The sequence below is a fragment of the Nocardia colli genome (assembly GCF_008704205.1).
GTDB classification, from domain to species: Bacteria; Actinomycetota; Actinomycetes; order Mycobacteriales; family Mycobacteriaceae; genus Nocardia; species Nocardia colli.
Window position 1 is genome coordinate 244083 of the sequence record NZ_VXLC01000016.1, and the last position, 21712, is coordinate 265794.

Consider the following 21712-nt stretch of genomic DNA (forward strand, 5'->3'; position numbering starts at 1 on the left):
GTCATGGCTGGTCGCCGAGGGTGCCGAACCACTGCACCATGAGCAGGTGTACCTCTCGTGCGCGGTCGTCGATGAGATAGACCAGCTGTCCGGCGTGGGCAGGCCCAAATGTCCAGCGCCGGACCGCCCCATCGGGGTTGTCGGCGTTTTGCGGTTGGCCTGCCCACGGCGTCAGCTCGAGGACGCTGAGGATCTCGGCGAATTCGCGTAGCACCTCGGTGGGAAGTGCGGCGATCTGTTCGGTTGTGTCGGTGTCGGGGACGATGAGGTACACGTGGCGTGGTACCTCAACCTGCCTGCAACCGGTGCGCCAGCAGCACGCGGACGTCGTCGATCGACACATCCGTCGTGCGGCCGCCGTCGGCTTGGATCCGCGCGGCTTTGTCGAGCATCCGTTGATAGGAGCCTGGCTCGCGGAGCTCCATGACGGCGGTGTGCTGCCATTTGTTGAGCAGCGCGTGGACGTCTTCGAGGGTGTGGGATTCCTTGGCCTGTTCGAGGACCAGATCCCATTCGCGGTCGAATTCGGCGCGTAGTGCGGGGGTGAGGGCCGCCCGCAGCGCTTTGGGTTCCGCGGCGGGCACGGGGGTGTTTGCCGGGTGGGAATGTGGGGCGGCCATGGTTTTCACGATAACCGGTGGGGGTGACAATGTCGCAGACCACAGCCCTGTTCATCGAACATCACCCCGCGTGCCACGCATCTCACCTGCCGTCGGCGATCGAGTCGGAATGGGAATCGGGTTCCTGGTGGCGGGGGTCCAGTGGTGGCGGGTGAGGGTGGCGATTGTGAGGGCGGTTGCGGCTAGGGCTGTGCTGGTCCATGGGGCGGAGGTGGGGGTTTCGGTTGTGGTGATGGCTAGGGCGGCTAGGGCTGGGCCGGTGGCGGCGCCGATGTTCAGTGCGGTGGTGGCGAAGGCGCCGCTCAGGTGCGGGGCGGTGGGGGTTGCGGCGGTGACTATCAGGCTGATCCAGGTGGAGCCGACGGCGAATGCGGTGGCGCCGGCGATGGTGGTCATGATCAGGATGCCGGGTAGGGAGTGGGCGATCAGTGCTGTGATGGTCCAAATGAGTGGTAGCGCAATGGATCCGGCGGTGACGATGATGTGTGCGTGGCGGTCGGTGTAGCGGCCGCCGAGGGTGACGCCGAGGAATGATCCGATTCCGAACAGGGCCAGCACTATTGGGGTCCAAGCCGGTGCGGCTCCGCCGATGTCGGTGGTGATGACGGCCAGGTAGGTGAAGGTGGCGAAGGTTGCCGCGTTCACGAAACCGCCGAGGATCAGCGCGACCCGGACCCGCGGCAGGCCTAGCGCCCGCCATTCGGCCCAGAGGGAGCCGCCGGCTGATCGCTGCGTCCGTGGCATCGGTCGGACCAGAAGCCAAGTACCCACCAGCGCAGGGACACTCACCACGACGACCGCCCAGAATGCCGAGCGCCAGCCGAGGGTTTGGCCGAGGAAGGCTCCGGCGGGGACGCCGGCGATGCAGGCCAGGGTCACGCCGGACAGGATGATCGAGGTGGCGCGGCCGACGCGGTGCGGGCCGGCGAGGGTGGGCAGGGCGGCGAGGGCGACCGCGAGGAACCCGGCGTTGGCCACCGCGGCGACCACCCGGGTGGCGAGGAGGACCGCGAATGTCGTGGTGAGCGCGCCGACGACGTGGGCGGCGATGAACAACGACAGGCATCCGGTCAAGGCGTGCCGGGCGGGCCAGCGACCGGCGGTCATCGCCATCAGCGGCGCGCCGATGATCATTCCGACGGCGAACAGCGAGGTCAGTAACCCGGCCGAACCGAGGGACACCCCGATGTCGGCGGCGATGGGCTCGATGAGCCCGGACAGCATGAATTCCGAGGTGCCCTGGGCGAATACGGCGAGACCCAAGACGAAAATGACAACAGGCATACAAAGACTCCAGACTCTGTTCGACACCGAGCCACCCCTCCGGCGCAGCACGCGACAGCGGAGAGGAGGCGGAGCTGATATCGCCCGCAACGGGGCGACGCGCAGAGTCGAACGACCTGGCGGGCAGGTCGTTTCGCGAATGGCGAGGGGACGCCACCTGGTCGTTCGACAGGTGGCTAGAGTCTGGACGCCTCTGGAGAAGTCACGCGCGACACCATAGCAACGGCACCGCGCGTGACCGCAAGGGATTTAGTGGCCGCGGGCGATCCAGTCGGCGAGCGAAGGCTTTTCGGCGCCGATGGTCGTGGTGTCGCCGTGGCCGGTGTGCACGGTGGTTTCGTCCGGGAGGGTGAGCAGGCGATCGCGGATGGAATCGATGATGGTGCCGAAGTCGGAGTAGGAGCGGCCGGTGGCGCCGGGACCGCCGGAGAAGAGGGTGTCGCCGGTAAAGAGCGCGGCGGCCTCGGGGAGGTGCAGGGATACCGAGCCGGGGGAGTGCCCGGGGGTGTGCAGGATGTCGATGTCGGTGCCGCCCACGGTGATTCGAGGGGTATCGGCGAGCGACCGGTAGTCGACGTCGGGGTGGGTCATCCGCCAGAGCGGATCGTCGGCCGGGTGCAGCAGGATCGGGGCGTCGAGGCGGGTGCTCAATTCCGGTGCGACGGTGACGTGGTCGTTGTGGCCGTGGGTGCACAGGATCGCGACGACGTTGCGAGAGCCGACCGCCTCGGCGATCGCGTCCGCGTCGTGCGCCGCATCGATGACGAGGACGTCCTGGTCGTCGCCGAGCAGCCAGACGTTGTTGTCGACGTCCCAGGTGCCGCCGTCGAGGGAGAAGGTGCCGGAGGTGACTACGCGATCGATCTTCACCGGACCACCACCGAGCGGAGTACCTCGCCGGCGTGCATCGCGGTGAACGATGCTTCGACTTCGTCGAGCGAAATGCGTTCGGTGACAAAGCGTTCCAGCGGCAGCCGACCTTGCAGGTGCAGGTCGACCAGCATCGGGAAGTCGCGCTCGGGCAGGCAGTCGCCGTACCAGGAGGACTTCAGCGCGCCGCCGCGGGAGAACAGATCGATCAGCGGCATCTCGATGGTCATGTCCGGCGTGGGCACGCCGACCAGGACCACGGTGCCGGCCAGATCGCGGGCGTAGAACGCCTGCTTCCAGGTTTCCGGGCGGCCGACCGCCTCGATGACCACGTCGGCGCCGAAGCCGTCGGTGTACTCCTGGATCTTCTCGACCACGTCCTCGGCGGTCGCGTCGATGGTGTGGGTCGCGCCGAAGTCGGTGGCCCAGGCCAGCTTCCGGGCGTCCCGGTCGACTGCGATGATGGTCTTCGCACCGGCCAGCCGCGCGCCGGCGATGGCGGCGTCGCCGACGCCACCGCAGCCGAGCACCGCGACGGTGTCGCCCCGGGACACGTTGCCGGTGTTCATGGCCGCGCCGATGCCCGCCATCACGCCGCAGCCGAGCAGCCCGGCCACCGCGGGGTCGGCGGCGGGATCGACCTTGGTGCACTGTCCTTCGTGCACCAGCGTCTTGTCGACGAACGCGCCGATGCCAAGCGCCGGGCTCAGCTCGGTGCCGTCGGTGAGGGTCATCTTCTTGCTCGCGTTGTGGCTCGCGAAGCAGTACCAGGGGCGGCCGCGCTTACACGCCCGGCATTCGCCGCACACGGCGCGCCAGTTCAGCACCACGAAATCGCCGACCTCGACGTGCGTGACCGCGTCGCCGACGGTTTCCACGATGCCCGCGGCCTCGTGCCCGAGCAGGAACGGGAACTCGTCGTTGATGCCGCCCTCGCGGTAGTGCAGATCGGTGTGGCAGACGCCGCAGGCCTGCACCCGCACGATCACGTCGTGTGCACCGGGATCGGGAATCACCACGTCGACGATCTCGACCGGCGCACCCTTGCTACGGGCGATGACACCGCGCACGGTTTCCGACACCTATGCCTCCTGGGAGATTTCGTCGACGCGGAACCGGAGCGCCCGCGAGCTGAGCACCGTCCATACTGCCGCGCCCGCGGTGGCGACACCAGCGCCGGGTCTGCTCGGCCGGTCGAGGGGTTGACATTCCACAATGGAGGGTGCATTCTTTAGGTTATATTCCACTATGGAGGGTGGAACCGTCGACAAGGAACTTCAGATGGAAATCTCGACCGGTACCCGCGCCTCGAACGCCGAACGCGAGAAGGTGGTGCGCCTGCTCGCCCGGCACATGGAGGATGGGCGGATCGACCTCGCCGAATACGACCAGCGCACCGCTCAGGTGTACGCGACCACCACCACCGACGATTTGCAGCTGGTGCTCTCGGACCTGCCGAAGCTGCCGAAAGCACCTGCCGGCAAAGCTGATTCGCGGTCGCGCATCCCGATCTGGCAGAAGATCGAAGGCACCAGCTGGCTCGGGGTGAGCGTGCTCGTCCTGTTCATCTGGGGCGCGATCTCGCTCAGCGTCGGCGAATTCACCTACCCGTGGCCGATCTGGGTGATCGGGCCGTGGGGTGCGGTGCTGGTGTTCCGGATGCTGACCGGGTTCGAATCCGGCAAGTACTCACGCCACCTGGGCTGAGGATGCGTTGGCCGGCAACGGCTTACGGCCAGGGCGGGGTAGCGCTGTGCGATGACGCGTGGCGGCCGCCCGGATTCGGCGGCGGGCTCGACCGGGGGCGGCGGCGGGCGGGCGGGTTGTACTCGTCGGGCTCGTCGTCCCACGGCCGGGGGTATTCGTCGCGCGGCCTCGGCGGGGGAGGTGCCTGCCGCTGACGCGGCATGGACCGCTCGGGCCAGGACGGCTCGGCGGTCGGTGCGGGTCGCTGCCCGGGCGGCGAAAGTTGTTCGTACCGGCCCGCTTCCGCGTAATCGTGGGGAACCGCCGAACTGCCTCTGCGCTGTAGCGGCAGCTCGGGGTCGCCGAGGCGCGAATCATAATGCGGCTGTGCGGCTTCCCGGCGGTACGCGGGCGGCTCCGGCGAGCGTTGCTCCAGTTGCGCCTGGATGGCGTCGAGCCGCTGGCGTCGAGCCCACACCTCCGCCGGATCCTCGTAGGGCACTTGCGCAGGCTCGGCGTGACCCGGCCACTCGCCGGCCGGCTCCGCGGGCTGAGACCGTCTGCGCCGCTCGAGCGGGGGCCGCGCGCTGTCACCTCGAACCGGCCAGTGTGGTGCGGGGTCCGCATACTGCGGTGCCGGATCGTCCTCCCACTGCGGCTGCGCCGGTTCTGCGTAAGCCGATCGAGTTGCCCCGAAGTCTTCGTACTCCGACCGAGCCGCGCCGTATTCCTGTTGGGCGCGTACAGGATCCGGTGCCTCGTGTGGCGCCCAGCCAGGCGCGGGCTCTTCGTATGAGTGCCGAGTTGCGGCGGCACTGTCCGGCGCCGAACGCGCCGGTTCGGCGGAAGGCCAGTGCACGCGTGCAGATTCCAAATCCACATATGGCGTCCGCACAGGTTCGATCGGACGACGTCCCGAACGCGCTGGTCCTGAATCTTCGTAATCCGTCCGGGTCGGTTCGGCGTCCGCGCGCCGGAATCCGGCGGGCGCGACCGAGTCTCGTCGTGCGGGTGCGGGCCCTTCGTTGGGCGAGTACGCGGATTCTGCGTCGTATCGAGACCGGCCGCGCGAGACCGAGTCTCGCCGTGAGCGTGCCGATTCGGGCTCGTCATAGGGCGACTGTGCAGGTTCGGCATCGTCGTATCGAGACCGAGGCCGCGAGATCGGATCTCGTCGTGAGCGTGCTGGCTCCGGTTCGTCGTAAGGCGACTGGGCCGCTGCGGAGTCCGCGTGTCGGGATCGTCCCGAGGTGACCGGATCGCGCCGCGAACGCGTAGGCACGGCGGGGATGGGCGACGACTCTTCGTCGAGGGGTTCGGCATTGCGCCGCTCGCGCTGGGAGCGCTTGGACGGCAGCTCTTTTCGGTGTGATCGAGCCGAAAGGGGCTGCTCGCGCCGAGGTGTCGGGCGGGGGAGGCCGGGCTGCATGACCGGGAGTTCGCGGGTTTGCTGAGTGGCGCTGACACCCTTCTCGCGGTAGGTCGCGGGAATGTCATGGGAACGCAGCCAGGCGCCCGGATCATGCCGTCCGTGCCGATCCAACTGCGGGACAACCTCTTCGAGCAGTTCGAGAATGTCCCCTTCGTCGTCCCCGAGCGCTTCGAGGATCGTCGGGAAGGTGTCGGGATGGAAGACCCACATCCATTCGTACGGCGGGTAGGTGCCGCCGAGATCGTGCCCGTGGAAGATCAGATCACCGGAGCGGGCGATCTTCGCGCGCATCGACCAACCCTCGGATTCGACCAGGAACTCCCGGCTGCCAACACGATCGGCAGCGGGTTCGTCGTCGCCGCGGATCAGGCCGGATATCCACCGGCTCTTGCGCACCAGGTCGAGGGCTTGCGCGCCGCGGTCCCGGCGCGCGACCGCCGGTACCTCCGGGGCTCGCCGCGCGCGAACCTCCGGCTCGTCGTCGTCATCGGGATAGTCGATCAGCTTGACCTCGAACCAGGCCACCCCCAACCCGGCGGCCAACAACCCACCCGCGATCGCGACCTCGACCCACTTGTCCGCGAGCACCGCGCTCTTGCTGTTTTCACACGCGTAGAGAAACAGCAGACTGCCGCCGACCAGCGCCGCGATTCGGGCAAGCCGGAACGCCGTGTAGGTCCCGGCTGGGGCTGGCATCCTGTGGCGCTCCAAACATTCCCGCTGGCGAATCAGCATGGATCGTATGCGGCGACGTCGCCGGGCGGCAGGGCGTGCGGCGAGTCCGTCGGTCTATTGGTGTAACGGTTCCGTTGAGGTCGATGAAGATGCCCGAGTTCGTTACCTGCGAGCATCTGCACGCCCTGTCCGGGCGCGCTATCGTCCTGCGTGCGGTGGGCGCGTCGGTCGCGGCACGGGATCGGGTGCGGTAGACACTGAGTACGCGTCCGGCAAACCTCGGGCACATCGAAATACCCGGGATTGCGGGATGACTCGATAACCTACGTGTGTCGCCGAAGCACCGCTCGGTCACGGGGGCCTGTCCCGCGTTGGGGGTATTCGACACCCGACGGATACCATGGCTGGTCGCCCGCGTCTGCTGACCAGGCAGAACCTGAACGGTGTGCGCGATGGGCAGCTTGCCGAACCGACGAAGGCCGCCAATCGGAAACGGAAAGGTCGTCGAACTTGCATCTCAAGAGCCTGACGTTGAAGGGCTTCAAGTCCTTCGCGTCCGCGACGACGCTGCGATTGGAACCGGGTATCACGTGTGTGGTCGGTCCGAACGGATCCGGCAAGTCCAACGTGGTGGACGCGCTGACCTGGGTCATGGGCGAGCAGGGCGCGAAGGCGCTGCGCGGCGGCAAGATGCAGGACGTGATCTTCGCGGGCACCGCGGGCCGGGCCGCGCTCGGCCGCGCCGAGGTCACCCTCACCATCGACAACTCCGACGGCGCGCTGCCGATCGACTACGCCGAGGTGTCCATCACCCGGCGGATGTTCCGCGACGGCGCCGGTGAATACGAGATCAACGGCAGTTCCTGCCGGCTGATGGATGTGCAGGAGCTGCTCAGCGACTCCGGCATCGGCCGCGAGATGCATGTCATCGTCGGTCAGGGTCAGCTCTCGGCCATTCTGGAATCGCGCCCGGAGGATCGCCGCGCGTTCATCGAAGAGGCCGCGGGCGTGCTCAAGCACCGCAAGCGCAAAGAGAAGGCGGTGCGCAAGCTCGACGCCATGCAGGCCAATCTCGCTCGCCTCACCGACCTCACCACCGAACTGCGCCGCCAGCTCAAGCCGCTCGGCCGGCAGGCCGAGGTGGCCCGCCGCGCGCAGACCGTGCAGGCCGACCTGCGTGACGCGCGGATGCGCCTGGCCGCCGACGACCTGGTCACCCGGCGCGGCGAGCTGGAGAGCCAGCAGAGCAAGGAGGCCTACGCCCGCGAGCAGCACATCAACGTGCAGAGCGAACTCGACGCCGCCAATGCCGCACTGGCGCAGCAGGAATTCCAGCTGTCCCGGCTGACGCCCAGCGCCGAGGCCGCCGCGCAGATCTGGTTCCAGCTCTCCGCGCTGGCCGAACGGGTCAACGCCACCATCCGCATCGCCCAGGACCGCGCCCGGCACCTCGACACCGAGACCCCGGTCGGCAGCGGACGTGACCCGGATCAGCTCGAGGCCGAAGCCGAGCGAGTGGAGGCCGAGGAGGCCGAGCTGCGCGAGGCGGTCGAGATCGCGACCGAGACCCTCGAAGCCGCGCGCGACGCACTCGCCGAACGCGAGCAGTCGGCCAAGGCCGCCGAGCAGGCGCACCTGGCCGCCGTGCGCGCGATCGCGGACCGCCGCGAAGGCGTGGCCCGACTGGTCGGCAAGGTCGACACATTGCGCACCCGCGCACAGTCATACGACGGCGAGATCGCCCGCCTGACCACCTCGATCGCCGACGCCAGGCAGCGCGGCGACGCCGCGCAGGCCGAATTCGACACGGTGCAGACCGAACTCAGCGAGCTGGACGCCGGCGAGGCGGGCCTGGACGCGCAGCACGAGCACGCGGTGCAGGCGCTGGCGCTGGCCGACCAGCGGGTGACCGAGCTGCGCGAGCAGGACCGCGAGGCGAGCAAGCGCGTCGCGTCGCTGTCGGCGCGGATCGAGGCGCTCGGCATGGGCCTGGCTCGCCGCGACGGTGCCGCCTGGCTGGTCGAGCATCGGTCGCAGGGTCTGCTCGGCCCGCTGTCCGGACTGTTGCGCGTGCACGGCGGATTCGAAGCAGCGGTCGCCGCCGCGCTCGGCCCGCTCGCCGATGCCGTCGCGGCGGACACCGGCGAATCGGCGCACGACGCGATCCGCGCGTTGAAGGACGCCGACGGCGGACGTGCCGCACTGGTCTTCGGCGCCGACGGCGGCAGCCGACCGCAACTCGGCTCGCTGCCAAGCGCCGCGCGCTGGCTGACCGACGTGGTCGAGTGCCCGGACACCATGCGCGGCGCGATCACCGCACTCACCGCGGGCATCGCCGTGGTCGACGACCTGGCCGCCGCCCGGGCAGTCGTCACCGCCCGGCCGGACATCCGCGTGGTCACCCGCGACGGCGACCTCACCGGATCCGGTTGGCTGCTCGGCGGTTCCGACCGCGCGCCGAGCCAGCTGGAGATCCAGGCCGACATCGACGGCGCCAAGACCGACCTGGTCGCGGCGCAGCGCCGGGCCGAGGAACTCGAGGCGGCGCTGTCCGGCGCGCTGGCCGAACAGACCGATCGCAAGGACGCCGTCGACCAGGCGCTGCTCGCGCTGCACGAATCCGACCAGTCGCTGGTCGCCATCTACGACCGGCTCGGACGGCTCGGCCACACCGCCCGCACCGCGCAGGGCGACAGCGAGCGGCTGCTGGCCCAGCGCACGGAGACCGAGGCGAGCCGCGAGGAAGCGCTCACCTCGCTGGCCGAGATCGAGGACCGGCTGCGCAACGCCGAACTCGAACAGTCCGAGATCGACTCCGACGGCACCTCCGCGGGCACCGAGACCGCGGGCCGCGAACGCGAGGAGGCCGCCGCCGCGCTGGCCGAGGCGCGCTCGATGGAGGTGGAGGCGCGGCTTTCGGTGCGCACCGCCGAGGAACGCGCGGAATCGGTTCGGGGCAAGGCGGATTCGCTGCGCCGGGCCGCGCGCGCCGAACGCGAGACCCGAGCCCGCGCCGAACGCGCGCAGGCCTCGCGCAAGAAGGCCGCCGAAGTCGCTGCGGCCGTGGCCGAATCCGGCGCGCGCGTCGCCGCAGAGCTGGAAAAGGTTGTCGCCGAGGCGGGTACCCGCCGCGACGACCTGGTCCGCCGGCGCGGTGAAGCCGCCGCGCAGGTCGAGCAGGTCAAGGAGCGGGTGCGCGCGCTGTCCACGCAGCTGGCCCAGCTGACCGACGCGGTGCACCGCGACGAAGTGGCGAAAGCCCAAGCGGCGCTGCGCATCGAACAGCTGGAGACCACCATCTCCGAGCAGTTCGGCATCGCGCTCAACGACCTGATCGCCGAGTACGGCCCCGACGTGCCGCTGCCGCCGACCGACCTGGAATGGCAGGAGTACGAGCAGGCCAAGGAGCGCGGCGAACAGGTCACCGCACCCGCGCCGATGCCGTACGACCGGCCCACTCAGGAACGCCGCGCCAAACGCGCCGAGAAGGACCTCACCACCCTCGGCAAGGTGAATCCGCTTGCGCTGGAGGAGTTCGCGGCGCTCGAGGAGCGCTACAACTTCCTGGCCACCCAGCTCGAAGACGTCAAGAGCGCGCGCAAGGACCTCCTGGAGGTGGTCGCCGAGGTGGACGCGCGGATCTTGCAGGTGTTCACCGAGGCGTGGGAGGACGTCGAACGGGAGTTCGTCGGCGTCTTCGCGAAACTGTTCCCGGGCGGCGAGGGCCGCCTGATCCTCACCGACCCGTCCGACATGCTCACCACCGGCATCGAGGTGGAGGCCAGGCCGCCGGGCAAGAAGGTCAAGCGGCTCTCGCTGCTCTCCGGCGGCGAGAAGTCGCTCACCGCAGTGGCTTTGCTGGTCGCCATTTTCCGCGCCCGCCCGTCCCCGTTCTATGTGATGGACGAGGTCGAGGCCGCGCTGGACGACACCAACCTGCGCCGGCTGATCGGCCTGTTCGAGCAGCTGCGGGAGAAGAGCCAGCTGATCGTCATCACCCACCAGAAGCCGACGATGGAGATCGCCGACGCCCTGTACGGCGTCAGCATGCGCGGCGACGGCATCACCCAGGTCATCTCGCAGCGCATGCGCGGGCAGAACGTCGCCCCGGCCCCGGTAAGCGCCGCCAGCTGAGCTCGCCGCACCATATTTGATTTCCCGCACCGAGAATTGCATGCGAATTTCGGTGCGGGAAATCAAGAGTGGTGCGGGTGTTAGTGCGGGGTGGGTACCTGGTCGCTGTCGAGCAGCGACTTGATCTGGGCGGCACCGGTTTCGGCCAGCCAGGTGTCGAACGTGCGCAGGCCCGGGTGGATCTCGCGGACGGCGGCGATGTCGGCGCGCCAACCACCGGTCGCGCGCATCAGTCGCCAGGTGTGTGCGATCGAGTCGCCGAGTTCGGCGGCGGCCGCCTCGTCGAGTTCCTGATAGCTGACCGGGTGGCCGGTGGCTTCGCTGATCGCCGCGGCCGCGGTCGGTGGCGTCAATGCGTCGCCCGCGAGTTCGAGGGTCTTGCCGTGCAGGCGATCCGGATCGGCGAAGGCCAGGGCCGCGATGTCGGCGATGTCCGCCAACGCGATGACTTTCATCGGCTGATCGGCGGGAAACAGGTGCCGGTGCACGCCGTCGACGATGCCGTCGACCGGGAAGCCGCGCATCAGATAGTTCTCCATGAAGCGCACCGGGCGCAGCAGGGTGTAGCGGGCGCCACTGGCCGCGATCGCCTCCTCGATGCGGTGCTTGCCGCTGGCGCCCCAGGTGTTGTCGCCGCTGAACGAGGCGATGCCGGTGAACACGATCTGTTCGACGCCGGCTTTGCGGGCCGCGTCGACGAGGGCCGTGCCGCGCTGCGCTTCGAGATCGACATCCCAGCCCTGCGGGCCGTGCGCGGCCGGCGGCACCGCGAAAAGTGCTGTGGCACCGGCGAGTGCGGCGGGCAGGGTGCCGGGGGCGTCGAAGTCGCCGACCGCGAGTTCCGCACCCGCGGCGGCCAGGGCCCGCGCGGCGGGCGCGTGCGGATCGCGGACCAGCGCCCGCACCGCCCGGCCGTCGGCCAGCAGCCTGCGGGCGGTCGCGCCGCCCTGCTTGCCGGTGGCGCCGGTGACGAGGACGAGGTTGTGCTGAGGGGACATGCGTGCCTTCTCTGTCGATAGAATCGGGTCGGGCAACCCGTATTTCGGACCATACGGGTGCACTGACCCGGTTCACCAGGTCAGGCAAGAGGAGGGCGTAACGAAATGACCGCAGCAGTCGACGCCGCACCCGGCACCGCGGCGCGAGCCGACGCCCGGCGCAATCGCGCGCTGGTGCTGGCCGCCGCCCAGCGGGCGTTCGCCGAGCACGGACCATCGGTCTCGCTGGCCGAGGTGGCCCGCCGGGCTGGGGTCGGCGCGGGCACCGTCTACCGGCACTTCCCGACGAAATTCGATCTGCTGGAAGCGGTTATGCAGCAGCGCGTCGATCGGCTGGCGAAGCTGGCGGCGGATCATCTCGATGCCCCGGATCCAGGTGCGGCGTTCTTCGGCTTCTGCACCGAGGTGGTGGCGTCGACGCCAGGCAACGAGGCGTTGTGCGAGCTGATGCAATCCGACGATGGCTGGCCGCGTGCCTTGCTGATGAGCGCCGGAGCGCGTTTCCACAAAGCGCTGGGTGGACTACTGCTCGCCGCGCAGCGGCAGGGCACGGTGCGCGCCGATATCGAAGTGGCCGATGTCCTGGCGATATTCACCGGATGCGTTGCCATCCAACGGCTTCAGCAATCCACGGGACGGATCGATCGCGCGGCAGCGATTGTCCTCGACGCTATGCGCGCCACACCGGGCGTAACGAATCGTATCGTCGGCGCGGATGCTCGTAACGAATCCTCGGATCGTAACGAAACCGGCGAGCATCGTTGCCCGGTCTGCGAAGCGACAGTCCGGCACACCGGAACCGGCCGTCGCGCCCGCTACTGCTCGCCCGCCTGCCGCCAGAAGGCGCACCGCCAACGCGCCGCGGCCCGGCGATCATGATCAACGGGACCTGGTGGCGGCAGCAACCGCGAGTCGCCGCCGTCATGTCCCGATGATCATGAAGGGTTCGGCGGCAGCGTGATCTGAATCGCATTGTGCGAGGACGAGATGGAATGGCGCAAAAGCGCCGTGGGTCGAAACCGGACGTATCCGGGACAGGTCCGGTCGGCAGCCGCGGGCGCACGGCGCGGGCTGCCGCCGGGCGATGGGCGGTATTACAGCAGGTCACTCACGTCGTTGGGCACGTCCACGGCGTATTTACGCAGGATGTCCATCGAGATCACTTCCAGGGCGTTTTCGTGCGTTGCGGCCAGCACCACGGGTGCGGCGACACCGTCCTCATGCGCATGCAGCCACCGCACGGCCACCACGCACCACCGGTCTCCTGGTTGTAGCCCCGGGAAGTTGTTCTCCGGGCGCGGCGTACTCAGATCGTTGCCGATGGACGCCTGGTGTTCCAGGAATTCGGCCGTGACGACGGTGCACACGGTGTGGCTACCGAGATCCTCCGGCCCGGTGCTGCAGCAGCCGTCCCGGTAGAAGCCGGTGAGAGGATCGGTGCCGCACTCTTCCAGCGGCCCCCCAAGCACGTTTCGATCGGTCACGTCGCCGATCCTATTGCCACCTCGCGAGAAGTTCCGCAGGACAAGAAATCTCGGGGGTTGTGTCTCGGCCCCGGGGCGGCGTGGTAAAGCAGGCCGCTCGGTTCTGCAAGGATGGGCGCGTGAGTTCCGCAGCCTGGATCCTGATCGCCGTCGCCGCCGCTTTACTGCTGGTGGTGCTTGTTGTCGGATTTGTCCGGTACAAGCGCTCCCGGGTATCGCTGACGCCGCCACCCGCCGACAAAGAGCTGACCGACAAGTCGGGTGGATACTCGGCGTCGGGCGGATTCAGCTTCAGTCAGGGCGGGACCGCGACGAAGGAACCGCAGCCGATCGAGCGCACCGACACCGACGGGCAGCCGCACGTCGGTGACGACGCGGCCATCCCGCGGGACGCGCCGAAGCGCGGGATCACGAATGTCGCGCTGCCGGAGACCGATGTCGTCGAGCCGCCGGAGGCCGAATCCGCCGCGGACGTAGCGACTGCGTCCGCGGGAACGGACACAGCCGAGTCGATAGAGACCGGCACGACTGCGGACGTCGCCGAATCGACCACCGCACCGGCGGAATCCGGCGCAGCGCCGACCGCATCCGACACCGCGGCCGCCGAGCCGGATGCGCCTGCCGAGCCGGGCATCGCGCCGACCACGGGCACAACCCCGGCCGGAACGCCCACGCCTCTCAGCGGAACCGACCTCGCTCCGACCGGAGCCCCCGACACCGCCGCCGGCGCCGAAACCCCCGTACCGCTCGAGGACATCGACCCCACCGCCGGCCGCCTGGTCCGCCTGCGCGGCCGCCTGTCCCGCTCGCAGAACGCGGTCGGGAAGAGCTTGCTCGGCCTGCTCGGCGGCGGCGACCTGGACGACGAGTCCTGGGAAGAGGTGGAGGACACCCTGGTCCTCGCCGACCTCGGCACCGCGAGCACCGCCGCGGTGGTGGCGCGACTGCGCCAGGAGATGGCCTCGCGCAGCGTCCGCACCACCGACGACGCCCGCGCGGTCCTGCGCGACGTGCTGATCGAGGCGCTGCGCCCGGAACTCGACCGCTCGATCCGCGCCCTGCCGCACGCCGACCATCCGTCGATCCTGCTGGTCGTCGGCGTCAACGGCACCGGAAAGACCACCACCACCGGCAAACTCGCCCGCGTGCTGGTCGCCGACGGCCGCCGCGTGTTGCTCGGCGCGGCCGACACCTTCCGTGCCGCCGCCGCCGACCAGTTGCAGACCTGGGGTGAGCGGGTCGGCGCCGACACCATCCGCGGCAAGGAGGCCGCCGACCCCGCCGCTGTCGCCTTCGACGCGGTGAGCGCGGGCATCGAGCGCGGCGTGGACGTGGTGATGATCGACACCGCGGGCCGCCTGCACACCAAGACCGGCCTCATGGACGAGCTGGGCAAGGTCAAGCGGGTAGTAGAGAAGAAGGCCGCCGTCGACGAGGTCCTGCTGGTGCTCGACGCCACGGTCGGCCAGAACGGCCTGACGCAGGCGCGGGTGTTCGCCGAGGTGGTCGACATCACCGGCGTGGTGCTCACCAAGCTCGACGGAACGGCCAAGGGCGGCATCGTCTTCCAGGTGCAGCACGAGCTGGGCGTGCCGGTGAAGCTGGTCGGCCTCGGCGAGGGCGCCGATGATCTGGCGCCGTTCGAGCCGGGCGCGTTCGTGGACGCACTGCTCGGCTGAGTCGATATTCGGATCGGTGCGAAATCCGCATTAGATGGGACGAATTATCGAGTCGCTCGAGTGCGTCGCGGAATTCGCTGCGGCATCCGTTGTGTTTGCGGTGAAAGGCACCGCAAACGGAATGTTTGCTAGCTCTACTCGTCGGTAACCGCATATCCCTTTTGTCCGAAGCTAGCCTCCGATCAGCTCGGAAAGTCGCGGTGTAAACCACGAAACGTGGAAGCAACACAACTGGCCCATCCGTTCACGCAGGTGAAACACGCCAGCTCTGTGGATGAAACACCGAGTGAGGACCCTTCTGTGCAGGTCCATTTGCCGGAGTCGGCAGGGCCCGAGATGAGGAGGACTTCAAGGTGGCTTTTCCCCTTACCGGTGCACCGGACACTGGTGACACCGCATGGATGCTGGCGAGTTCAGCACTTGTGTTGTTGATGACGCCCGGTCTGGCATTTTTCTACGGCGGCATGGTCCGTTCGAAGAACGTGCTGAACATGATCATGATGAGTGTCAGTGCCATGGGATTGATCGGCGTCCTGTGGTCGCTGTACGGATACTCGACGGCATTCGGCGACAACAAGTTCGGCGTGATCGGTGACCCCGCGCAGTTCTTCGGACTGAAGGGTCTGATCGGTGGCAACTCGGTTGCCGAGGTCAAGGACGCCAGCGGCGCGGTCACCACGGCGGCGGTGAACATTCCGCTCGCCGGCACCATTCCGATGAGCGTGTTCGTCGCCTTCCAGCTGATGTTCGCCATCATCACGGTTGCCCTCATCTCGGGTGCGGTCGCCGACCGCCTCAAGTTCGGCTCCTGGCTGCTCTTCGCGGGCATCTGGGCCACGGTGGTCTACTTCCCGGTCGCGCACTGGGTCTTCGACTTCGACGTGAAGGACGCGGACGGCACCGTCGTGCACGAGGGCGGCTGGATCGCGAACAAGCTGCTCGCGGTCGACTTCGCCGGTGGCACCGCGGTGCACATCAACGCCGGTGCGGCCGGTCTCGCGCTGGTGCTGGTGCTCGGTAAGCGCAAGGGCTGGCCGACCACCGCGTTCCGCCCGCACAACCTGCCGTTCGTCATGCTCGGCGCCGGTCTGCTGTGGTTCGGCTGGTTCGGCTTCAACGCGGGTTCCGCGGTGACCTCGGGCGGCCTGGCCGGTTCGACCTTCATCACCACCACCTTCGCGACCTGCGCGGGCATGCTCGGCTGGCTGCTGGTGGAGAAGTTCCGCGACGGCAAGCCGACCTCGCTCGGCGCGGCCTCGGGTGTTGTCGCTGGTCTGGTCGCCATCACCCCGTCCTGCTCCTCGGTCAACGTGCTCGGCGCGCTGGTCATCGGCGTGGTGGCCGGCGTGCTGTGCGCCCTCGCGGTGGGTCTGAAGTTCAAGTTCGGCTTCGACGACTCGCTCGACGTGGTCGGCGTCCACCTGGTCGGCGGCATCGTCGGCACCTTGATGGTCGGCCTGGTCGCCACGCCGGAGGCGGGCGCGGGCAAGACCGGCCTGTTCTACGGCGGCGGCATCGATCAGCTGTGGCGGCAGGCGGTGGGTGCCGGTGCGGTACTTGCCTTCTCCTTCATCGCCAGCCTGATCATTGCCTATATCGTGAAGTTCACCATTGGGCTGCGAGTCAGCGACGAAGCCGAGGCAGTGGGCTTGGACGAGTCCGAGCACGCGGAAACCGCCTACGATTTCGCCGCGCTGGGCAGCACGGCACGTTCGGCCGTCAAGGAGGCATGACGAACATGAAACTGATCACCGCAATCGTCAAACCGTTCACACTCGAGGACGTCAAGACCGGGCTCGAGCAGGCGGGCGTGCTCGGCATGACTGTCAGCGAGGTGCAGGGTTACGGCCGCCAGAAGGGCCACACCGAGGTCTACCGCGGTGCGGAGTACTCCGTGGATTTCGTGCCCAAGGTTCGGGTCGAGGTGGTCGTCGACGACGCGTCCGTGGACAAGGTCGTCGAGGTGATCGTCGAGGCCTCCCGCACCGGCAAGATCGGTGACGGCAAGGTCTGGGTGACTCCGGTCGACACGATCATCCGAGTGCGGACCGGCGAACGCGGTACCGACGCTCTGTAACGAATATCGATCGAGCGGCGGCCCCGCCTCCTACCGGAGCACCGGTCGGGGCGGGGCCGCAGCGTATGGATGGGTGGTGGGTTGTGGTCAGCGAGCACGGCGAAGTCAACGGCGGCAAGGTATCCAATGGGGCGGCCGACCTGGTCCGCGCTCGAACGCAATTGCTCGACGGCGGCATGCCACGCAACCCACGGCTCGACGCCGAATCCTTACGACAGGCCCTGGTCGATCTCTATGAGCTGTGGCTCACCAGCAAGGGCACCGAGCTCGGCATCACCAGGGACAGCGGCCTCGCCGTGGTCGCGGTCGGCGGACTCGGGCGCGGGGAAATGCTCCCGTACTCCGATCTGGATCTGGTGCTGCTGCACGACGACGTCGACCCGGCCAGGGTCGCCGAGGTCGCCGACCAGCTCTGGTACCCGCTGTGGGACGCCCACATCAAGCTCGACCACAGCGTGCGGACCGTCCCGCAGGCGCTGCGGGTGGCGTCCGACGACCTGATCGCCGCGCTCGGCATGCTCGAGGCCAGGCACATCGTCGGCGACCAGGACCTGAGCAACCTGCTGATCGGCGGGGTGCGCCGGGAGTGGCGGACCGGGATCCGGTCCCGGTTCGACGAGCTGATCGCCCAGGCCGAGGCGCGCTGGCAGCGCAGCGGCGAGATCGCGCATCGCGCCGAACCCGATCTGAAGAACGGGCGCGGCGGGCTGCGCGACATCCAGTTGCTCGACGCGCTGGCCATCGCCCAATTGACCGATGCCATGCCGGGACTCGGTCCGGAGGTGCCCGGAGGTGGCCTGAAACAAGCACATCGGCGATTGCTGGATGTTCGCACGGAGTTGCACCGGGTCGCGGGCCGCGCCCGTGACCAGCTGCGGGCTCAGGATGCCGACGAGATCGGCGCGGCGCTGCGGGTCGGCGATCGCTTCGATCTGGCCCGCACGCTGAGCGATTCCGCGCGGACGGTGAGCTACTCGGTGGATGTCGGATTGCGTACCGCGGCAAACGCTTTGCCGCGGCGCGGACTGGCCCGCCTGCGCCGCATGCCGGTGCGTCGACCACTCGATGAGGGGGTGGTCGAGCACGCGGGGGAGGTGGTGCTGGCCAGGGACGCGCGGCCGCAGCGCGACCCCGGCCTCATCCTCCGGGTGGCGGCCGCATCGGCACAGACCGGGCTGCCGATGTCGGCCACCACGCTCAATCGACTATCCGAGGACGCGCCCGAGCTGCGCGAACCTTGGCCCAAGGACGCGCTCAACGACCTGCTGGTGCTGCTCGGTGCGGGCCGCGGCGCCATCGACGCGATCGAGGCGCTGGACCGAACGGGCTTGTGGGGCAGGCTACTTCCGGAATGGGGCGCCGTGCGCGACCTGCCGCCGCGCGACGCCCTGCACACCTGGACCGTCGATCGCCATCTGATGGAGACGGTGTCCTACGCCAGCGCGATGAGCACCCGCGTGGCCCGGCCGGACCTGCTGGCGCTCGGTGCGCTGCTGCACGACATCGGCAAGGGACGGGCCGGCGACCACAGCGTGGTCGGGGCCGAACTGGCCACCCATATCGGCCGCCGGCTCGGCCTCTGGCCCTCGGACGTACGCACCCTCAGCGCGATCGTCCGGCATCATCTGCTGCTCCCGGATACCGCGACCCGGCGCGACCTCGCCGACCCCGCCACGGTCCAGCACGTCGTCGACACGCTCGGCGGCGATCCGGAACTCCTGGAACTCCTGCACACCCTGGCCGAAGCGGATTCGCTCGCCACCGGCCCCGGCGTGTGGGGTGACTGGAAGGCCTCGCTGATCGGCGACCTCGTCCGGCGCTGCCGTCTGGTCATGGCCGGCGGCGAATTGCCGACGCCGGAGCCGATCGCGCCGGAACTCGTCGCCAAGGCCAAGGCGGGCGGCGTGCACGTCGAATTGAAGCCGGGGGAGGGCAAGTACACCTACACGGTCACCGTGATCGCGCCCGACGCCGCGGGCCTGCTCTCCGACGCCGCCGGGGTACTCGCGCTGCACTCGCTGCGGGTGCTCTCGGCCTCGCTCGGCGTCGAAGGCGATTCCGCCATCGACACTTTCGTGGTGTCGCCGAAGTTCGGTGACCCGCCGGATGCCGGACTGTTGCGCCAGGAACTGATCCGCGCCATCGCCGGTGACCTGGACGTGCCCAGCGTGCTCGCGAAGCGCGAACGGGAAGCGGGCGGCATCGGGCCGAGCCAGTTCGCGCAGGCGCAGCCGCGCGTGCTCTGGTCCGGCACCTCGGTACCGGGGCAGGTGCTGCTCGAACTGCGCGCCGAGGATCGGATCGGCGTGCTCAGCCGGCTCGCCGCCGCGCTCGAGGACTCCGGCGCCGATATCCGCTGGGCCAAGGTGGTGACCATGGGCTCGGCCGTCGTCGACACCTTCTGCCTCGACCTCGGTTCCGCGGACAGCCCGGACCGCCGGGCCGACCTCGAAAAGGCGATCCTGGCGGTCGTGCCGCGCCCGGCGCCGAAGAAGCCGGAAGCGGGCATGCCCGGACCGGAGATCATCGGTTCCTGACCTTCGCTACCGAGTAACCAATCTGTTGCACATGATTTGCTGGAACCCATATCTCGAGGCTCCCTCACGTTCTAGTATCAGAGCGTCTGGCTATCGCTAGCATGAGGGGAGCACGTCGGTGGCAATTGAAGTTGTTTCGGCGTCGATGATGACGAGCGACGAGACCACGCACATGGCGCGGTGCGTCGGCGGGGATCTCTGGGTCGTTTCCTGGCTACCGGGTCGGACCTTGACCGGACAACAGGCAGTGACCGCCATGACCATCGCCTCCACGGTCGCCAACTCGCGCATCCCCACCACCACGGAATGGGCCATCCTCGACGACCTGGCGCTCGAGCTGGGATTGACCGCCCGCGAGGCGGTCTACATGGTGGCCAAGGAAAATCACGACTATCGCAAGACGGCCAAACCGCGGCGACGTTCGCTCGAATAAGATCTGCTGTACAGCGTGGGAAATCCGGCGACCGGGAGCGAAATGGCCCGGTCGCTTTCCTGCGCGTTCATCCCCATGCGCGGACAGGTCGGCTATCCCATTACCCTGGGAGGCAATTGACGTCCCCCGAGATCAGGAGCGCGATCGGTGTTCGAATCCCTGTCCGACCGGCTTACCGGTGCCCTCAAGGATCTGCGTGGTAAGGGGCGTCTGTCACCGGCCGACATCGACGCCACCTGCCGGGAGATCCGGCTAGCCCTGCTCGAAGCCGACGTCGCGCTGCCCGTGGTGCGCGGTTTCATCGCCCGGATCAAGGAGCGCGCCAAGGGCGCCGAGGTCTCCGCGGCGCTGAATCCGGCGCAGCAGGTCGTCAAGATCGTCAACGAGGAACTCGTCGGCATCCTCGGCGGCGAGACACGCCGGCTGACCCTGGCCAAGAACCCGCCGACCGTGGTCATGCTCGCCGGTCTGCAAGGCGCCGGTAAGACCACCCTCGCAGGCAAGCTCGCCAAATGGCTGAAGGGACAAGGACATCAGCCGTTGCTGGTGGCCTGCGACCTGCAGCGTCCCGGCGCGGTCACCCAGCTCCAGGTGGTCGGCGAGCGCGCGGGCGTGCCCGTGTTCGCGCCGCACGGCGGCACCTCCATCGGCGGCGGCGAGAACGCCCTCGGCGTCTCCGCGGCCGACCCGGTCGAGGTCGCCCGCGGCGGCATCGAAGAGGCCCGCAGCAAGCAGTACGACGTGGTCATCGTCGACACGGCCGGTCGCCTCGGCATCGACGAAGAACTGATGCGCCAGGCCGCCGGCATCCGCGACGCCGTGCAGCCGGACGAGACGCTGTTCGTGCTCGACGCGATGATCGGTCAGGACGCGGTCGCCACCGCGCAGGCCTTCCGCGACGGCGTCGGCTTCACCGGCGTCGTGCTCACCAAGCTCGACGGCGACGCCCGCGGTGGTGCGGCGCTGTCGGTGCGCGAGGTGACCGGCGCGCCGATCATGTTCGCCTCCACCGGTGAGAAGCTCGAGGACTTCGACGTCTTCCACCCGGACCGGATGGCCAGCCGCATCCTCGGCATGGGCGACGTGCTCAGCCTGATCGAGCAGGCCGAGCAGATCTACGACCAGGAACAGGCCGAGGAAGCCGCCCGCAAGATCGGCAGCGGCGAGATGACGCTCGAGGACTTCCTCGATCAGATGCTCGCCATCCGCAAGATGGGCCCGATCGGCAACCTGCTCGGCATGCTCCCCGGCGCCGGGCAGATGAAGGACGCGCTCGCCGCCGTCGACGACAAGTCGCTGGACCGGGTGCAGGCCATCATCCGCGGCATGACGCCTGCCGAGCGGGACAACCCGAAGATCATCAACGCTTCACGCCGCTTGCGCATCGCGAACGGCTCCGGCGTGCAGGTCTCCGAGGTCAACCAGCTCGTCGACCGGTTCTTCGAAGCCAAGAAGATGATGGCGATGATGGGCAGGCAGATGGGCATGCCCGGGTCCCGCCGGAGCAACAACAAAAAGGGCAAGAAGGGGAAGAAGGGTGGGCGCGGACCCACGCCGCCGAAGGTGCGCGGTGGGTTGCCCGGGATGCCCGCGGGAATGCCCGGGTTGCCGGCCGGAATGCCGGACATCTCGAATATGCCCGCCGGTTTGGACCAGTTGCCGCCGGGCCTCGAAGGTTTCGACCTGTCGAAGCTGAAGTTCCCGAAGAAGTAAGGCTTTTCGAACCCGCCCCGCACCAATCGCCGGTGCGGGGCGGCGTTCGTTCACGGCCCCGCGCACGTTCTGTCGTCTCGCGCACGGACC

Annotated in this window: 17 protein-coding genes; 9 read left to right on the plus strand and 8 right to left on the minus strand. The window is 68.7% G+C overall.

From position 1 onward, the window contains the following. Position 1: 1 nt before the first annotated feature. The 5 genes from F3087_RS30555 to F3087_RS30575 all read right to left on the minus strand — a co-directional run bounded on the left by F3087_RS30555 (position 2) and on the right by F3087_RS30575 (position 3856). Positions 2–274: a hypothetical protein gene (locus F3087_RS30555; RefSeq protein ID WP_150405539.1), complete on the minus strand. Its 273-nt coding sequence runs from the start codon at positions 272–274 to the stop codon at positions 2–4. A 13-nt stretch (positions 275–287) separates the two neighbouring features. Further along, entirely contained in the window at positions 288–620 is a 333-nt protein-coding gene (locus tag F3087_RS30560) for a DUF6247 family protein (protein ID WP_150405540.1), read from the minus strand. Positions 621–671: 51 nt separating this feature from the next. Continuing rightward, positions 672–1904, minus strand: coding sequence for a Cmx/CmrA family chloramphenicol efflux MFS transporter (locus F3087_RS30565; RefSeq protein ID WP_150405541.1), 1233 nt, complete (start codon positions 1902–1904; stop codon positions 672–674). 249 nt (positions 1905–2153) lie between these two features. Next, entirely contained in the window at positions 2154–2774 is a 621-nt protein-coding gene (locus tag F3087_RS30570) for an MBL fold metallo-hydrolase (protein WP_223885460.1), read from the minus strand. Beyond that, positions 2771–3856: an S-(hydroxymethyl)mycothiol dehydrogenase gene (locus F3087_RS30575; RefSeq protein WP_150405542.1), complete on the minus strand. Its 1086-nt coding sequence runs from the start codon at positions 3854–3856 to the stop codon at positions 2771–2773. Before F3087_RS30575 ends, F3087_RS30570 begins: the two co-directional genes overlap by 4 nt. A gap of 199 nt (positions 3857–4055) precedes the next feature. Here F3087_RS30575 and F3087_RS30580 point away from each other — a divergent pair, with 199 nt between their 5' ends. After that, positions 4056–4481 (plus strand): DUF1707 SHOCT-like domain-containing protein, encoded by a 426-nt coding sequence (locus F3087_RS30580; RefSeq protein ID WP_150405543.1) that lies wholly within the window; start codon positions 4056–4058, stop codon positions 4479–4481. A gap of 22 nt (positions 4482–4503) precedes the next feature. On the opposite strand, the gene F3087_RS30585 is transcribed toward F3087_RS30580, so the two are convergent. Beyond that, entirely contained in the window at positions 4504–6588 is a 2085-nt protein-coding gene (locus tag F3087_RS30585; protein ID WP_150405544.1) for a hypothetical protein, read from the minus strand. Between the two features lie 489 nt (positions 6589–7077). On the opposite strand from F3087_RS30585, the gene smc reads away from it, so the two are divergent. Continuing rightward, positions 7078–10701: a chromosome segregation protein SMC gene (smc, locus tag F3087_RS30590; protein WP_150405545.1), complete on the plus strand. Its 3624-nt coding sequence runs from the start codon at positions 7078–7080 to the stop codon at positions 10699–10701. 80 nt (positions 10702–10781) lie between these two features. Here the strand turns inward: smc and F3087_RS30595 are convergent, their stop codons facing one another. Then, entirely contained in the window at positions 10782–11699 is a 918-nt protein-coding gene (locus F3087_RS30595; RefSeq protein WP_150405546.1) for an NmrA family NAD(P)-binding protein, read from the minus strand. 105 nt (positions 11700–11804) lie between these two features. Between F3087_RS30595 and F3087_RS30600 the strand changes: the two genes are divergently transcribed. Next, positions 11805–12578 (plus strand): TetR/AcrR family transcriptional regulator, encoded by a 774-nt coding sequence (locus tag F3087_RS30600; RefSeq protein ID WP_150405547.1) that lies wholly within the window; start codon positions 11805–11807, stop codon positions 12576–12578. A gap of 215 nt (positions 12579–12793) precedes the next feature. Here F3087_RS30600 and F3087_RS30605 read toward each other — a convergent pair whose 3' ends face one another. Further along, positions 12794–13183, minus strand: coding sequence for a DUF2237 family protein (locus F3087_RS30605; RefSeq protein ID WP_040737431.1), 390 nt, complete (start codon positions 13181–13183; stop codon positions 12794–12796). A gap of 119 nt (positions 13184–13302) precedes the next feature. Between F3087_RS30605 and ftsY the strand changes: the two genes are divergently transcribed. The 6 genes from ftsY to ffh all read left to right on the plus strand — a co-directional run bounded on the left by ftsY (position 13303) and on the right by ffh (position 21622). Continuing rightward, on the plus strand, positions 13303–14862 hold the full coding sequence (gene ftsY, locus F3087_RS30610; RefSeq protein WP_150405548.1) for a signal recognition particle-docking protein FtsY: 1560 nt from the start codon (positions 13303–13305) through the stop codon (positions 14860–14862). Between the two features lie 353 nt (positions 14863–15215). Beyond that, entirely contained in the window at positions 15216–16595 is a 1380-nt protein-coding gene (locus tag F3087_RS30615; RefSeq protein WP_317983940.1) for an ammonium transporter, read from the plus strand. 5 nt (positions 16596–16600) lie between these two features. Further along, on the plus strand, positions 16601–16939 hold the full coding sequence (locus tag F3087_RS30620; RefSeq protein WP_040737447.1) for a P-II family nitrogen regulator: 339 nt from the start codon (positions 16601–16603) through the stop codon (positions 16937–16939). Positions 16940–17004: 65 nt separating this feature from the next. After that, the gene (locus F3087_RS30625) at positions 17005–19476 is read left to right on the plus strand and encodes a [protein-PII] uridylyltransferase (RefSeq protein WP_150405549.1); all 2472 of its coding nucleotides are present in this window, start codon (positions 17005–17007) and stop codon (positions 19474–19476) included. A 118-nt stretch (positions 19477–19594) separates the two neighbouring features. Beyond that, positions 19595–19909 carry a hypothetical protein gene (locus F3087_RS30630; RefSeq protein WP_223885462.1) on the plus strand — a complete coding sequence of 105 codons (315 nt, stop codon included), beginning with the start codon at positions 19595–19597 and terminating at the stop codon, positions 19907–19909. Between the two features lie 147 nt (positions 19910–20056). Then, complete coding sequence (gene ffh, locus F3087_RS30635) at positions 20057–21622, plus strand: signal recognition particle protein (RefSeq protein WP_150405550.1); 1566 nt, start codon at positions 20057–20059, stop codon at positions 21620–21622. Positions 21623–21712 lie beyond the last annotated feature (90 nt).